The sequence below is a fragment of the Bradyrhizobium zhengyangense genome, assembly GCF_022012435.1.
Lineage (GTDB): Bacteria > Pseudomonadota > Alphaproteobacteria > Rhizobiales > Xanthobacteraceae > Bradyrhizobium > Bradyrhizobium zhengyangense.
The window spans coordinates 74,572-88,862 of the sequence record NZ_JAKLUA010000012.1; the positions used below are offsets into that span (position 1 = coordinate 74,572).

16 protein-coding genes and 2 pseudogenes are annotated in these 14,291 nt (G+C 63.2%); 10 read left to right on the forward strand and 8 right to left on the reverse strand.

Features of this window, described 5'->3' with window-relative positions:
* Positions 1–7: 7 nt before the first annotated feature.
* Entirely contained in the window at positions 8–412 is a 405-nt protein-coding gene (locus L6637_RS29405; RefSeq protein ID WP_237865663.1) for a hypothetical protein, read from the reverse strand.
* Between the two features lie 153 nt (positions 413–565).
* On the opposite strand from L6637_RS29405, the pseudogene L6637_RS29410 reads away from it, so the two are divergent.
* Both L6637_RS29410 and L6637_RS29415 read left to right on the forward strand, forming a co-directional pair.
* A pseudogene (locus L6637_RS29410) lies at positions 566–797 on the forward strand (hypothetical protein).
* Positions 797–1,942, forward strand: a pseudogene (locus L6637_RS29415) (outer membrane protein assembly factor BamB family protein). The pseudogenes L6637_RS29410 and L6637_RS29415 overlap by 1 nt, the downstream one beginning before the upstream one ends.
* A 44-nt stretch (positions 1,943–1,986) precedes the next feature.
* Here L6637_RS29415 and L6637_RS29420 read toward each other — a convergent pair.
* Entirely contained in the window at positions 1,987–2,229 is a 243-nt protein-coding gene (locus tag L6637_RS29420; RefSeq protein WP_237865664.1) for a PilZ domain-containing protein, read from the reverse strand.
* A 184-nt stretch (positions 2,230–2,413) separates the two neighbouring features.
* On the opposite strand from L6637_RS29420, the gene L6637_RS29425 reads away from it, so the two are divergent.
* Entirely contained in the window at positions 2,414–2,707 is a 294-nt protein-coding gene (locus L6637_RS29425) for an HdeA family protein (protein ID WP_237865665.1), read from the forward strand.
* A gap of 137 nt (positions 2,708–2,844) precedes the next feature.
* Here the strand turns inward: L6637_RS29425 and L6637_RS29430 are convergent, their stop codons facing one another.
* Entirely contained in the window at positions 2,845–3,309 is a 465-nt protein-coding gene (locus L6637_RS29430; protein ID WP_237872689.1) for a PaaI family thioesterase, read from the reverse strand.
* A 348-nt stretch (positions 3,310–3,657) separates the two neighbouring features.
* Here L6637_RS29430 and L6637_RS29435 point away from each other — a divergent pair, with 348 nt between their 5' ends.
* Entirely contained in the window at positions 3,658–3,954 is a 297-nt protein-coding gene (locus L6637_RS29435; protein ID WP_237865667.1) for a hypothetical protein, read from the forward strand.
* A gap of 97 nt (positions 3,955–4,051) precedes the next feature.
* Positions 4,052–4,306 carry a hypothetical protein gene (locus L6637_RS29440; protein WP_237865668.1) on the forward strand — a complete coding sequence of 85 codons (255 nt, stop codon included), beginning with the start codon at positions 4,052–4,054 and terminating at the stop codon, positions 4,304–4,306.
* 29 nt (positions 4,307–4,335) lie between these two features.
* On the opposite strand, the gene L6637_RS29445 is transcribed toward L6637_RS29440, so the two are convergent.
* The gene (locus L6637_RS29445; protein WP_148751438.1) at positions 4,336–4,524 is read right to left on the reverse strand and encodes a hypothetical protein; all 189 of its coding nucleotides are present in this window, start codon (positions 4,522–4,524) and stop codon (positions 4,336–4,338) included.
* Positions 4,525–5,023: 499 nt separating this feature from the next.
* Here L6637_RS29445 and L6637_RS29450 point away from each other — a divergent pair, with 499 nt between their 5' ends.
* Entirely contained in the window at positions 5,024–5,284 is a 261-nt protein-coding gene (locus L6637_RS29450) for a hypothetical protein (RefSeq protein ID WP_237865669.1), read from the forward strand.
* 663 nt (positions 5,285–5,947) lie between these two features.
* Here L6637_RS29450 and L6637_RS29455 read toward each other — a convergent pair.
* The gene (locus tag L6637_RS29455) at positions 5,948–6,115 is read right to left on the reverse strand and encodes a hypothetical protein (RefSeq protein WP_237865670.1); all 168 of its coding nucleotides are present in this window, start codon (positions 6,113–6,115) and stop codon (positions 5,948–5,950) included.
* 236 nt (positions 6,116–6,351) lie between these two features.
* On the opposite strand from L6637_RS29455, the gene L6637_RS29460 reads away from it, so the two are divergent.
* The 4 genes from L6637_RS29460 to L6637_RS29475 all read left to right on the forward strand — a co-directional run bounded on the left by L6637_RS29460 (position 6,352) and on the right by L6637_RS29475 (position 9,712).
* A complete protein-coding gene (locus L6637_RS29460) occupies positions 6,352–6,531 on the forward strand; it encodes a hypothetical protein (protein ID WP_237865671.1) in 180 nt (59 codons plus the stop codon).
* A 715-nt stretch (positions 6,532–7,246) separates the two neighbouring features.
* The gene (recA, locus tag L6637_RS29465) at positions 7,247–8,335 is read left to right on the forward strand and encodes a recombinase RecA (RefSeq protein ID WP_237865672.1); all 1,089 of its coding nucleotides are present in this window, start codon (positions 7,247–7,249) and stop codon (positions 8,333–8,335) included.
* A 362-nt stretch (positions 8,336–8,697) separates the two neighbouring features.
* Positions 8,698–8,997, forward strand: coding sequence for a hypothetical protein (locus L6637_RS29470; protein WP_237865673.1), 300 nt, complete (start codon positions 8,698–8,700; stop codon positions 8,995–8,997).
* Positions 8,998–9,079: 82 nt separating this feature from the next.
* On the forward strand, positions 9,080–9,712 hold the full coding sequence (locus L6637_RS29475) for a hypothetical protein (RefSeq protein ID WP_237865674.1): 633 nt from the start codon (positions 9,080–9,082) through the stop codon (positions 9,710–9,712).
* 107 nt (positions 9,713–9,819) lie between these two features.
* On the opposite strand, the gene gcvP is transcribed toward L6637_RS29475, so the two are convergent.
* Genes gcvP through gcvT form a run of 3 tightly spaced genes read right to left on the reverse strand, consistent with a single transcriptional unit; the run spans position 9,820 to position 14,231 of the window.
* A complete protein-coding gene (gene gcvP / locus L6637_RS29480; RefSeq protein WP_237865675.1) occupies positions 9,820–12,687 on the reverse strand; it encodes an aminomethyl-transferring glycine dehydrogenase in 2,868 nt (955 codons plus the stop codon).
* A gap of 17 nt (positions 12,688–12,704) precedes the next feature.
* Positions 12,705–13,073 carry a glycine cleavage system protein GcvH gene (gene gcvH / locus L6637_RS29485; protein ID WP_237865676.1) on the reverse strand — a complete coding sequence of 123 codons (369 nt, stop codon included), beginning with the start codon at positions 13,071–13,073 and terminating at the stop codon, positions 12,705–12,707.
* Positions 13,074–13,082: 9 nt separating this feature from the next.
* Positions 13,083–14,231, reverse strand: a complete 1,149-nt coding sequence (gcvT, locus tag L6637_RS29490) for a glycine cleavage system aminomethyltransferase GcvT (protein WP_237865793.1) — start codon at positions 14,229–14,231, stop codon at positions 13,083–13,085.
* Between the last annotated feature and the right edge of the window lie 60 nt (positions 14,232–14,291).

The window sequence follows — 14,291 nt, forward strand, 5'->3', positions numbered from 1 at the left end:
TGCTTCGCTAGATCGGCTGGTAGGCTTCCGACCCGCAGATGTCATCTGCTTCCGCGCGCCGCCGGTCGATGACCTTTCCGCCCGATATCGTGACGACGTAGGTCTGGGTGCCCAGTGCCGAGCCGGTGGCGGAGGTGAGTTGTGCGCGGACACAGGCCGTCCAGCCCGATCCGCGGACCTCGTGATGGGGCAGGGCGACCTGTACCTCGCGCGGATAGGATGTGTTGAGAAAGACCACATCAATCTGCTCGCGGACCACGCGCTTGACATCCGGCGGCGGTTCGGGCGGCGGCTGTTCGGCCTCCTTGATGCGCATGAACTCTGGCACCGGCGCGCGGCTGTCAGCAAAGCCGCACGCACCGAGCGCGAGCCCGCAGGCCAGCAGCGCCACATGAGCAACAATCCGCAACATTCGTGAAGGTCCCCCCGCGGGCCAACAGATAGGCGCGAATTCGTCGGGACGAAGTCCTGCCCGATCAACATTTGCTGAAGGGCTGGCACTCGCCGCGTTGGCTATTATCGGACTGTAGGCTGGTTTGTACCCCAGATGAGGGGGATCGCGCCAATGAGGATTTTGATCATGGCGGCCTTGGTGCTGGCGCTGATGGCTGCTTCGGCGCAGGCGCAGATGGGCGGCGGCCGGCGCCATTCCAATGAAGCGGCGAGAAGGCCGATAACAAGCCCAAGGTCGACGAGAATGCCTACAAGGCCGCGCTCGAGCGCATTCCACAGTCCAAGGAAAAGTATGACCCCTGGAGCGGGCGCGTCCGAGCGAACCCGTCAAGAAGTCGAAATAGTGAGGCGGGTGGTGGCGGGGCGGTTGCGCTATCTGATCGGCCTCGTCCTGATCCTTGCGGTTCGGCCATGTCTCGCCTGGGAGAGTTGGGGTGGCGATCCCGGCGGTTCGCGCTTTTCGCCCTTGCGCGAGACCGCCAATGTCGGCCAACTCGTCCGCGCCTTAGAATTCCACACCGGCGATATCGCGGCGCGACCGCCTGAAGTGATGCGGCGAACCAAGTTCGAGGCGACGCTCCTGTTCGTCGAGGACAGTCTGATCTTCTGCGCGCCCTTCAATGAGGTGATCGCCCTCGGTCCCGGCACAGGCGTGCAATAGTGGCGCTATGATCCGAAGATCGGCATCAGCCAGCGTCCAGCCAATCGCTATGTCTGCCGCGGTGTCACCCACTGGGCCGACGATTCTGCGCCAGAGGGATCTGCCAACTGGGGCAGCGCTGCGTTTGATCCGGTCAACTAGATTCTCTACGCCAACACGAGCCGTGCCGTTCATCTCATCAAGCTGATCCCGCGCGCGGAGGCCGCCGGATTCAGTCCGCCGCCTGATCATGATTTCGGCCAGCAAAAAGGCGCGCCCTTTGCGATGTCGCGTGCGGTGGTGACGTCGCCGTTTGGGTTGCTCTGCAACAAGCCGCCGTGGGGAGAGATGGTCGCGGTCGACGTGAAGGCCGGCAAGATTGTCTGGCGTTCGACCGTCGGCACCACCGAGGATTTGGCGCCGCTCGGCATGCTGCTGCGGTTCGGCGCGCCGCTGGTCAACGGGCTCGCGGTGACTGCAGCTGGCCTTGTTTTCACTGGCGCGATGGACCCCTATCTGTGTGCCTTCGATGCGCGCAGCGGATGCGAGCTGTGGCAGGGACGGCTGCCGGTGCCCGGCGTTGCCAATCCCATGACCTATGTCTGGAAGGGCGAGCAATATGTCGCGATTGGCGCCGGCGGCCATTCCGAAGCCGGTACCTCGATCGGCGACAGCCTCGTGGCGTTTCGTCTGGCGCGTCCGGGCGAGGCGCCGTCATTGCGGTCGCGCACGATCGATCGCCCTGGCGGGCGATTTTTTTCGGGATCGTTGGCGACCGCGCTCGCGATCGTCACGCTGGCGATCGTGGCTTTGCGCTGGCGTCGACGGCGCCGTATCCGATCAACGTGATGTTTGCGTGCGTATTGTGCGAACGGTCATTCACATCGTGCGCGCTATTGCATGAAGGCGAGGCCGACGCGCCTGTCGTTTCGCCACACCGCGCGGCAATTCCGCACGAAATTGTCGCATGAAATCGACAGCGTGAACGCGTGCGGCAATAAACCAGGGTTTTCAAGGTCGATCGCGGCACCGCTGTCCGAGATGTTGCGCACCGTGCAAGCCACTCCGCTGCCTTCAAAGGTGACCGTACCACCCTTGAAAACCCGGTGACGTTGAGTTGCACGCTTCTCGATCATCCGCGTTAATCCAAAACGATGATTGTGAAATAGCGCATAGAAATTGCGTTGATATGAATTCAATACTGGCGCTACTTGCACAACGCTTCAGACTTCGTTTACGACGTTGAGGCGGCAAGTCACTTCCCGCCGAGTTTTGCCCCAGGCCTTTCTTTTATGGCGTTATGCGCCGATGGAGATTCCGATGAAGACCACGCTTTCGCTTTTGTTCGCCGCAGCGCTCTCGCTGACATCGATGCCCGCCCACGCTGTCAAGTGGGATCTCTCGACCATGACCTGCAAGCAGTTCCTCGAGAGCGGCGAGGACAACATCGGGGTCGTGCTGACCTGGATGGACGGCTGGTACAAGGGTGACGAGGACAACGCGATCATCGACACCGACGTGTTCATCGAGAACGCCAAGAAGTTCGGTGCCTATTGCGGAAAGAATCCGACCGTCAGCGTCGTCACCGCGGCTGACGAAATTCTCGGCAAGTAGTTCTTGAAGCGAGCTGGCCGAGGCAAGATTGCGATCTCACCTCGGCCTCTCGCTTCGACATCTCGCTTCGACATCACTGTCACCGAGAGCCGCCGTACGCTTCGCGCTCATGCGGCTCTCTTCGTTTCGGATGATGCTCAGCCCGGCAGCATCGCGAACGCGCTCGACACCATCGCAACCTGCTTGTTGTCGGTGGCGGATAGCAGGGTGACGCGGCCGAAGCTCATGGTACGTCCGAGCCGCACTACGCGCGCATCAGCCAGCACGTCCGAGGAGGCGACCGCGCGCATGAAATGCGTGGTCTGGTCCACCGTCGTCATCGGACGATAGCCTCTGTTGGCCGCGAGATTCGCGATCACCACCGCGGTGTCGGCCAGCGCCATCAAGGCCTGGCCGCAGACAACGCCACCGTTGCGGCACAGCTTCTCCGAGAACGGCATGCGGAGCAGCGCGCCGGGCTGCCAGTCCGGCGCATCCGCTGGCGGCGTGTGCTCGATGCGCTCGACGGAGAGGTTGAGATCCTGGACCCAGGGCGCAAAGACCTCGCCGAGGATGCGTCTGGCCTCGGCGATGCCGAACTCGGCTTCTGGCTGTGATGGCATTGCGGTCGTTCCCTCCTGTGTTGCCGGATGTTTCGTCCACTCTGCGCGCTTGGGCGCGGTAAAGTCACTGCGGCGGTCGGCTTGAAAATGCCTGACTTCGCCCGATATGATGCCATGCTTGGGAGCGGGTGGACGATGTTGCGTCGATGTGTCCTGATATTCTGCCTGGCCGCGCTTGGTCTGGCACTGAACGGCTGCACCAAGTGCGGCCCGATTTGGGACGACTGGCTCCATGGGCCGAAATCGTGCAGATCGGATCGGCTCTAGCGGGTTGAAGCGGCGCTCGGAGCTGCGAAGACGGGCAGGGTGTGGTATCCGCCCCTTCGATCCATGATCAAGGAGTGAGTGATGAAGCTTTTCCGTATGGTGGCGGTGCTGGCGCTGGTGGTTGGACCGGCCTTCGCGCAGGACGCGCCCCATATCAATCTGATGGCCGATGGCCCCTCCAAGACCGATGACGAAAAGGCCGCGGATGCCGCGCGCGACAAGGCCTACAAGGAAACGCTGAGGAAGATTCCGGATGCCAAGGCGTCCAGCGATCCCTGGGGCGGAATGCGCGCCGACCCGCCGAAGCAACCCGCACCGAAGGCCGCGGCCGCTACCGGTGCACCCAAGAAGCCCAAGGCCGGAACGGCCGCCAATTGATCTTGGCGCCAACGGCGGGCTGGCCGTCCGGCGGGACTCCCGTTCGCCGGATACGGATCCTACATTCCTTCGCAGTGTTGCGTTGAGGAGCCAGGATATGGCGGATCGCCCGCGGGACCTCGCCGAGCGGATGGCGCGCCGGCGCAAACCGGCGGCCGGCTCGGGCGACCCGGCCGGCGACGGCTATCTGCGCGAGAAGTTCACCCTGCCGCGCGACGCGGCACGGGCAAAGGCGAAGGCCTTTTTCGCGCGCTATCCGAAGGCCGGTTACATGAGCGAGGTCGAGACTTGGCGCGAATTGCCCGGCGGCGAGATCGAATTCACCATGCGGCGGTTGCCCAGCGCGGACTAGTCGTCCCGGTTGTGGCCAACCCGATCGGTTCAGGCCGTCTTCCGCCCGATGGCCTTCAGTTCCCGGTCGATGCGCAGTTGCACCCGACGGATGGCCAGGAGGTCGATCTTCGTCTCGGTCTTGCCCGTCTTGGTTTCGTCGCCAATCCGGAACTGCCATTGCCAGACACCCGGGATCGCCGTCTTTGCAACCGTGAACTCTACGCCCCTGTGATTCATGGTCACCTCCACGATTCACCCATCCATGTCCGCAAACATGTTGGGCGTGAGAATATTCCGCCGACAAGCGAAATTTGCCGTTAAGTCGAGGAAAATTCACGAAAATCCCGAAAGCGCGCGCAGTTCGAAGCATGCGAAATCAGATTCCGAAAGTCGGGGCCGATGATCGCGTTGCAGGCACGGCGGAACCGTGTCCCGGCCGGGTGCCCGCGTACCAGGGCCGATATCGGCCCTACAGCCAGGAACTCTGTTCACGGCAGGAGAACCACGGAAAAAGACGCCGAATTGGCGGCGAATCCGCGGTTCCATCGCGGGCGAGCCAAGGCGGTCGCGGAACCGCCGCGGCCGGCCCCGTGAGAACTTTCTTGTGCACAATGTGTAAGTCTACGACCTTCGCAGCAAATGCGCACGCGCCTCACATTTCCACTTTTGCGTGCGCTGCGATTATGATCTGGTGAGTCTGGACGACCGGGACCCGCGTGTCGTGCAAGAGGAAGACGTGATCTGGCTCAGACATCTCGCTCAGCGTTGGGGTGCAAGACATCTCCCCTTGGTCTGTCCGCAATGCCAGCAGCCGGCTTCTTCGGATGTGTACAAGCGTGGACGCTTCAAGCTCGGTGACGAGAACCTCGTCTGCGAGCAGTGTGGCGGGACCAGCGTCGTCACCTTCTGGCGTTTCGAAGGCCTGGCAAGCCATGACGATCGCACCCCCGCCAAGGACAGGCGTGGCTGGCAAACGCACCGCGCCGACGTCGCCTGAAGCGCGCGCGACATGGACTCACATGCAAAAAAAACCCGCCAGGGGAGAGCCGGGCGGGCAGAAGGTTATTGGAGGCTGAGGTGCTGGGCTGCAACACCATAGCCGAATGACCGTAGCCCGCTCAGCTTACGACAGCCTGACATCCCCGAGCACAGTCGAATTCCACACACCGAACTTCCGCCATGAGCCGGCACCGCAACGCGTCCGCCAAAAACGAAGACCCCGCTCGGGCCGAGCGGGGTCGACTGGGTATGGGGGCCCGGTGTTGGTCCACCGGGCAAACCGACGCTAGAGCATTCGGCTTACAGTTGCCTCACGCGAGGCTTGCGCGAACCTTGCGATCGGACCCGCGCGTCCCAATTCAGACATCTCCGCGCACAACTTCAGACACAAGCGTTGGCGACACTCTCCGCGCACGGCGAAGCCATGGGGGATACGTGGCGCGCCGATAGCGGGGTGGCATCATGGACAAGGTTGAGCGGTCATTCGCCGCCGCGACGGCGGCTGGCTTCGTGGTGTTGGTGATCGGCATCGTGCTGCTGGCGCTGATGTAGCGAGGCCCGGCCGGGACGCGTCGCCAGAACTGGCGAAAACAACCCCCATGCACAGTAGGCCGCGGCCTGTCTCGTCTTGGCCGTTGCTTGGCCGCTTCTTGGCCTTTCCTCAGTGCACCCTGATCTCGTCCAGGGGCAGATGGAGATCGGCGGCGCGTTCCTCGCGGTCCTTCTTGCGGAACTCGCTTTCCCTGCGCTCGAACTTCAGCATCTCCTCGAGCGCGGTCTCGAGCAGTGGGTTGCGCCTGCTCGCATCGCGGTGCGCATCTTCCGTCATGATCCGATCCCCAACTGTCGCGGCGCCGTTCTCAAGGAAAGCCCGCGGCCACGGAAAAGTTCTGTGCCGAAGGATTGCGGACGGCAGAACCGCGCTGCGTCCTTGATGAGCATCATCCTCGGGTGCGGAGGCGTGACCTCACATTTTGCGGAGGGGCAGGAGCGTCTCATTGCTTCCATGCTATCGTATCGCGTCGCCTCGGCGACGATCATGGAGATGGTCATCGGAGACGGTTCATGGGCTTCTGGCTTTTTATCATCATCTCGCTTGGATCGATCCCGCTCGCAGGCGCGATGGCGCGCGAGCGCAACAGGTCGTCGCGGGTGTGGCTTTTGGTTGCCGTCGCGGTCGGGCCCTTGGCGCCTCTGCTGCTGTTGATTCTCGGGGATGCGAAGCGCCCGGCCGCCGTCAATTGAGGGAGGGTCAGGGCGCAACGACGTGTAGAACGACTGCCGCCGCGATGCACAGGCCAATGGAGATGGCCGCTCCATAACGGGCATAAGGCCAAGCCCCGCCCGTGACGAACACGAGGCCGGCAGAGGTGACTACCTTCAGCGCGTTCATGACCATGCGCCCAGTATGGGTCGCGTCTCGCCTTGGGAACACTCACAAATCCGAAACCGGGAATTCCCAGCGGTCAAAATCGCCTCAAATCTGGTGCTGTCCTCATTCGAACAGTCATTCGGGAAATCAGGACACTCGAAGTTCCGGTAGTGGAACACCGCATTTTCCCGGACTCCACATCCTCAGCGTTCTCGGTAGAAATACGTGGGCCGGGGCTGGCATTTTATCCCGAACAATTATTGCAACCGGCAAGGGGCTACCGCGAGGTGGCCCCTTTCGATTCCGACACCCGCAGAGGCGGATTGATCTGGTCGTTTGGGCTGGCGCTTTTGCCAACCGCAATTCCGGCCGTGAACAGGAAGGCATTGCCCAAGATTTAACTTCGGATACCCGGGGTCAAATACGGGCAGGCCCCAGATTCAGGTACTGGCCGACAGGCCAGCGCCCAGATTCACAAAAGAACATATTGCGAACTGAGAACAAATAGTGTACGGTATTTTTATCGACGACCCGCCGCGCCAATCGTTTGTCCCACACGCGAATCCTCGCCATAAGGAGCACGACCCAATGTCCACCACTGCCCTGCGTATCGTCGAAGGATCCTCCATGGACAAGAGTAAAGCTCTGGCTGCCGCGCTCTCCCAGATCGAGCGTCAGTTCGGCAAGGGCTCGGTGATGAAGCTCGGCAAGAACGACCGGTCCATGGACATCGAGGCGGTGTCGTCAGGCTCGCTCGGGCTGGATATCGCACTTGGCATCGGCGGCCTTCCGAAGGGGCGTATCGTCGAGATCTACGGTCCGGAATCCTCGGGCAAGACGACGCTGGCGCTGCACACGGTGGCGGAAGCCCAGAAGAAGGGCGGCATCTGCGCCTTCATCGACGCCGAGCACGCGCTCGACCCGGTCTATGCCCGCAAGCTGGGGGTCAACATCGACGAGCTGCTGATCTCCCAGCCTGACACCGGCGAGCAGGCGCTGGAAATCTGCGACACGCTGGTGCGCTCGGGTGCGGTGGACGTGCTGGTGATCGATTCGGTCGCGGCGCTGGTGCCGAAGGCCGAACTCGAGGGCGAGATGGGCGATGCGCTGCCGGGCCTGCAGGCCCGTCTGATGAGCCAGGCGCTGCGCAAGCTGACGGCCTCGATCAACAAGTCCAACACCATGGTGATCTTCATCAACCAGATCCGCATGAAGATCGGTGTGATGTACGGCTCGCCCGAGACCACGACCGGCGGCAACGCGCTGAAATTCTATGCCTCCGTCCGCCTCGACATCCGCCGCATCGGCGCGATCAAGGAGCGCGACGAAGTGGTTGGCAACACCACCCGCGTCAAGGTGGTGAAGAACAAGCTGGCGCCGCCGTTCAAGCAGGTCGAGTTCGACATCATGTACGGCGAAGGCGTCTCCAAGATGGGCGAGATTCTCGACCTCGGCGTCAAGGCCGGCCTCGTGGAAAAATCCGGTGCCTGGTTCTCCTATGACAGCCAGCGTCTCGGTCAGGGCCGCGAAAACTCGAAAGCGTTTTTGAAGGCCAACCCCGACATCACCGCCAAGATCGAGACCGCGATCCGCCAGAACTCCGGCCTGATCGCCGAGCAGATCCTGGCCGGCACGCCCGAGCGCGACGCCGACGGCGAAGAGCCGACGGACGAGTAAGCCTTAGACCGAAAAGTTTTCGCGAGGAGCGGGCGCTGAGGACGTTGAGTTGCCGACGTCGTCAGTGCCCGTTTCGTTTTGTGATGTAGCGGTCGGATGGTGCGATGAAGCGTCTGATCTTGACCAGTTCGGCAGGCCTTTGCCTCATGTTGGCAGATCGTGCCGACGTCGTGATTCCGTTCTTCTTCCGTTTTGCATGGGGACCACTACCGTCTCCAGGCGTTCTCGCCAACGAACCACCGTGGCGCTGGGACTCGCAACGCCGCATGTTGGTCGCGCCGACTTAATGTGCATTGCTCGAGGTTCTAAGTATCGATTTTGAGAGGCGATTGCGTCTCGTTTTGGAGTAGGTCACGGGGGCCATGAAACGCGTCATCCTGACCAGTCCGTCCGGCGTCGGTCTCACCTACGCGGATCGCGCGGACATGGTCGTCCCGCTGATCTTTCGATTTGTCTGGGGCCCGCTGCCTACGTCGCACCACCTTGGGGAGTACCTCACAGGAGGCTATTTCAGAGGCGACCCGGAAGTACGTTGGTCCGACCTTGTCGCGCGGTCGCCCAAGAGCGGTCTCGCGCACAAGGAGCTCGGACTGGTCTGGTTCTGCGAGGCCTATGGCGTCGAAGAGATCGAGCTGTGGTTTGATCCCAGCCCGAGCAATTAATTGCAACTGATCTGGATCCTCGACTATCTCCGTTCCGAGCCCTGCGGCCGAGCGTACAAAGCTGCGACTGGTCGATTTCGATTTGCTCGGAGCAGACGCCGACAGGCTTCGCGATCACACCATCCGGCAATTGGACATCGCAGAGCCCGACTTCGAGGACGCCCGTATCGCCTGGGAGGCCTACCGTGCGCCAACGCCGGAGCTCTGTTTCGGGTTGCTCAATCGGGAGTTTCCCACGCTCCCCTTCCTGAAGCCGGCGATGGAAGAATTGTTGGCAGAGCTGCCGTCTCCAGGCACCGGGCTGGGCGCGACGGAAACGCAACTGCTCGATTTAATCGCGAAGGGGCACAATCGCACCAAGGAGCTATTTGAGCCGGGCGGGCTGCTCGACACGCGCGTATTCGACCAGTGGGAGCTCGGTCCGTTGCTTGAAGGGCTCGCCTCTGACCCGATGCCAGCGATTGCCGGTCTCGATCCGAAACTTGCAACCCTCCCACGGCACGATGCGAGAGGTCGCAATGCCGCCTATCGCCGAAGCCGGCTGTCGCTGACGGAGTTTGGTCGCGCGGTTCTGGATGGCCGGGAGGATTTTCGCCGTCACAACCCGATCAGGCGCTGGTGGGGCGGCACGCTTCTGACCAACGAGCGGCTATGGCGGTGGGATCGCGAAAGCCGAAGTTTTGGTTGCGCCTTAGAGGCGCATTCAAGACCGTAGCGTCGGGTGGGCAAAGGCGCGCAAGCGCCGTGCCCACCATACTTCAACAATCTAGAGGTCGTGGGCACGCTCCGCTTTGCCGACCCTTGAGAGACCTACGCCGCATCTTACTCCGCAGCTTCCGCGTAATCGCTCACCGGCGGGCAGGAGCACACGAGGTTGCGGTCGCCATAGACGTTGTCGACGCGGCCGACGGGGCACCAATATTTGTCGGTGCGCGAGACGCCATCGGGGAAGCAGCCCTCGCTGCGGGCGTAGGCGCGCTTCCAATCGTCGTCTGCGATGTCGTGCACGGTGTGCGGGGCGTGACGCAGCGGCGATGCCTCGATCTTGAAGCGGCCGGCCTCGACCTCGGCGATTTCTTTCCGGATCGCGATCATGGCATCGCAGAAGCGATCCAACTCCGCCTTCGATTCCGACTCGGTTGGCTCGATCATCAGCGTGCCCGGCACCGGGAAGCTCATGGTGGGCGCATGGAAGCCGTAATCGATCAGGCGCTTTGCGATGTCGTCGACGGTGACGCCCGAGGTCGTCTTCAACGGACGGGGATCGACGATGCACTCATGCGCGACGCGGCCCTTCTCGTTCTTGTAAAGCACCGGGAAATGCGCATCGAGGCGCGCGGCGATGTAATTGGCATTGAGGATCGCGATCTCGGTGGCGCGCTTCAATCCTTCGCCGCCCATCATCAGGATGTAGATGTAGGAGATCGTGAGGATCGAGGCTGAGCCGAACGGCGCGGCTGAAACCGGACCCACGGGTGCGTCAGCCTGAGTTGCGGGATGACCGGGCAGGAACGGCGCCAGATGCGCCTTCACGCCGATCGGGCCCATGCCGGGGCCGCCGCCGCCATGCGGGATGCAGAAGGTCTTGTGCAGGTTGAGATGGCTGACATCGGCGCCGTAATCGCCAGGCCTGCTGAGGCCGACCTGTGCGTTGAGGTTGGCGCCGTCGAGATACACCTGGCCGCCATGGCCGTGGACGATGTCGCAGATCTCCTTGATATGCTCCTCGAACACACCATGGGTCGAGGGATAGGTGATCATCACAGCGGCAAGATCGTTCGAATGCTGTTCCGCCTTGGCACGGAGATCGTTGACGTCGACGTCGCCATTCTTCTCGCAGGCGACCACCACCACGTCCATGCCGACCATCGCGGCCGAGGCCGGGTTGGTGCCGTGGGCAGAGGAGGGGATCAGGCAGATCTTGCGGTGGCTCTCTCCACGCGCCGCGTGATAGGCGCGGATCGCGAGCAGGCCCGCATATTCGCCTTGCGCGCCCGAATTCGGCTGCAGCGAGATCGCGTCATAACCGGTGATGTCGCACAGCCATTTTTCCAGCCGCGCGAACAGCGCGTGATAGCCGGCGGCCTGCTCGCGCGGGGCGAACGGGTGAAGGTTGCCGAATTCCGGCCAGGTCAGCGACATCATCTCGGTGGTCGCGTTCAGCTTCATCGTGCAGGAGCCCAGCGGGATCATGGCGCGGTCGAGCGCGAGGTCGCGATCACTGAGCTTGCGCATGTAGCGCAGCATCTCGGTCTCCGAGCGATGCGCGTGGAACACCGGATGGGTGAGGAACGTCGTGGTGCGCTTCAGATCGTCCGGCAGCGCCTCGCGCGTGGTGGCATCTAACTCGGCGTAGGCAAGCGTGCCGCCGAAGGCGCGCCAGACGGCTTCGACCGTCGCCGGCGTCGTGGTCTCGTCGAGCGCGATGCGCAAGCTCGCGTCACCAACACCGAGATTGATCTTCTCGGCAGCTGCGCGCGCGACGATCTCAGTGCGCTTGGCGCCCGCATCGACGCTGAGCGTGTCGAAGAAGGTATCGCTATCAGGCGCAAAACCGAGCTTGCGCAAGCCCGCGGCAAGCACCGCGGTGCGGCGATGGACAGTACGCGCGATCTGCGTGAGGCCCTCGGGGCCGTGATAGGTCGCATACATCGCGGCGATCACGGCGAGCAGCACCTGCGCGGTGCAGATGTTGGAGGTCGCCTTCTCGCGGCGGATGTGCTGCTCGCGGGTCTGCAGCGCGAGGCGATAGGCGGGGGCACCGCGGGAATCCACGGAGAGGCCGACGATGCGGCCGGGCAGCGAGCGCTTCAGCGCATCGCGCACCGCCATATAGGCCGCGTGCGGTCCGCCATAACCCATCGGCACGCCAAAGCGCTGCGCCGAACCAACAGCGATGTCGGCACCGAGCTCGCCGGGCGAAGCAATCAGCGTCAGCGCCAGCAGATCGGCCGCAACGATCGCAAGCGCGCCCTTGGCCTTCAGCGCCGCGATCGCGGGCCGGAGGTCGCGCAAGGCGCCGGAAGTTCCAGGATATTGCAGCAGCGCACCGAGCACGTCCGCCTTGTCGAGATCGGTGAGCGGATCGCCGACGACCAGAGTCCAGCCGAGCGGCTCGGCGCGGGTGCGCATCACAGCCAACGTCTGCGGATGCACGTCCTTGTCGACGAAGAAGGCCTTTGCTTCGACCTTCGAATGCCGCTCGGCGAGCGCCATGGCTTCGGCCGCCGCGGTCGCCTCGTCAAGCAGCGAGGCGTTGGCGACGTCGAGCCCGGTGAGATCGCAGATCATGGTCTGGAAATTGAACAGCGCTTCCAGCCGGCCCTGGCTGATCTCGGGCTGGTAGGGCGTGTAGGCCGTGTACCAGGCCGGGTTCTCCAGGATATTGCGCTGGATCACCGCGGGCAAAATCGTGCCGGAATAGCCTTGGCCGATCAGCGAGGTGAAGACCTGGTTCTGCCGTGCGAGCTCGGCCATATGCGCGATCGCCTCGGTCTCGCTCAGCGGCTTGCCGAGATCGAGCGGGGCGGCCTGCCGGATCGAACTGGGGAGCGTTTCCGCCATCAGCGCGTCGACGCTTTTGGCGCCGACCGTCTCTAACATTGCGGTGACATCGCGCGCGGAGGGGCCGATGTGGCGGCGAGCGAAATTGGCGGCGGTCTCGCCGCTGGATTTACGGTGCGCGGTCATCGCTTGCTCCATCGTCTTTAAGCCGTATGTGCCTTGTAGGCGGCTTCATCCATAAGGCCGCCAAGCTCGCTCTTGTCGGCAATTTTCATCTTGAAGAACCAGGCTTTGCTTTGCGCGTCCGAGTTCACCAGTGCGGGCTCGGCGGCGAGCGCGTCGTTGGTTTCGAGCACTTCGCCCGAGATCGGTGCGTAGACGTCGGAGGCGGCCTTGACCGATTCCACGACGGCGGCGGCTTCCGCCTTCTTCAAGGTACGGCCGACCTTGGGCAATTCGACGAACACGACGTCGCCGAGCTGCGACTGCGCGTAATCGGTTATGCCGACGGTGGCGACATCGCCGTCGATCGCGAGCCATTCATGGTCGGAGGTGTACAGCGTCGTGGTCATTTTCGATCCTCAGCGTTTGTAGGTGTTTTTCACGAAGGGCATGGCGGCGACGGTGAGCGGCAGACGTTGCCCGCGCACCTCGGCGAAGAGTTTTGTGCCGAATGCGCTTAAGGCAGTGGGCACGTAGCCCATCGCAACAGGCGCATTCAGGCTGGGGCCGAAGCCGCCTGAAGTGACCTTTCCGATTGCCTCGCCGCCTTCGCTATCTGCAAACAGCAATGCGCCCTCGCGCACCGGCGCGCGGCCCTCGGCACGCAGGCCGACGCGGCGGCGGGACGCGCCGTGATCGAAATGCGCGAGGATCTTTTCAGCCCCGGGACATCCGCCGGCGCGGGCGCCGCCGGTGCGGCGGCTCTTCTGCACCGACCATTCCAGCGCGGCTTCGACCGGCGTGGTCTCGGTGTCGATATCGTGGCCGTAGAGGCAGAGCCCGGCCTCGAGCCGCAGGCTGTCGCGGGCGCCAAGGCCGACCGGCATCACATCCGGATTTTCGAGCAGCATCTTCGCCAGACGTTCGGCGTCGGCCGCCGGGACAGAAATCTCAAAACCGTCCTCGCCGGTGTAGCCCGAGCGCGAGACCAAGCACTTGATGCCGGCGACCTCATGCGCGCCCGCATCCATGAACTTCATGGTGGGCGCCGCTGCACATAATTTCGCCAGCGCCGACTCCGCCTTTGGGCCCTGCAGCGCAATCAGCGCCCGATCGGCAAGCGAATCGATGATGCAGGTGTCCGACAGATTCGCGCGCAGATGCGCCTCGTCCTCGGCCTTGCAGGCGGCGTTGACGACCAGGAACAGGTGGTCGCCGAAATTGGCGACCATGAGATCGTCGAGGATGCCGCCGGCTTCATTGGTGAACTGGGCGTAGCGCTGGCGGCCCGGTGCGATCGCCACGATGTCCTGCGGCACCAACCGCTCCAGCGCGCGGGCGGCATCCTCGACCTTGCCGGACTTCGGCAGGACGCGGATCTGGCCCATATGGGAGACGTCGAACAGGCCGGCGGAGGTGCGGGTATGGAGGTGCTCTTTCAGCACGCCGGCGGGGTACTGCACGGGCATGTCATAGCCCGCGAACGGCACCATCTTGCCGCCAAGAGACACATGCAGGTCGTAAAGGGGGGTACGTTCCAGGGAGTCTTTGTCATCACGCACGGACATCACAGGGGCCCTCGGCGGTTCCCCGGGGATGATTCCCCGAGACAAACCAGTCGAAGCCCC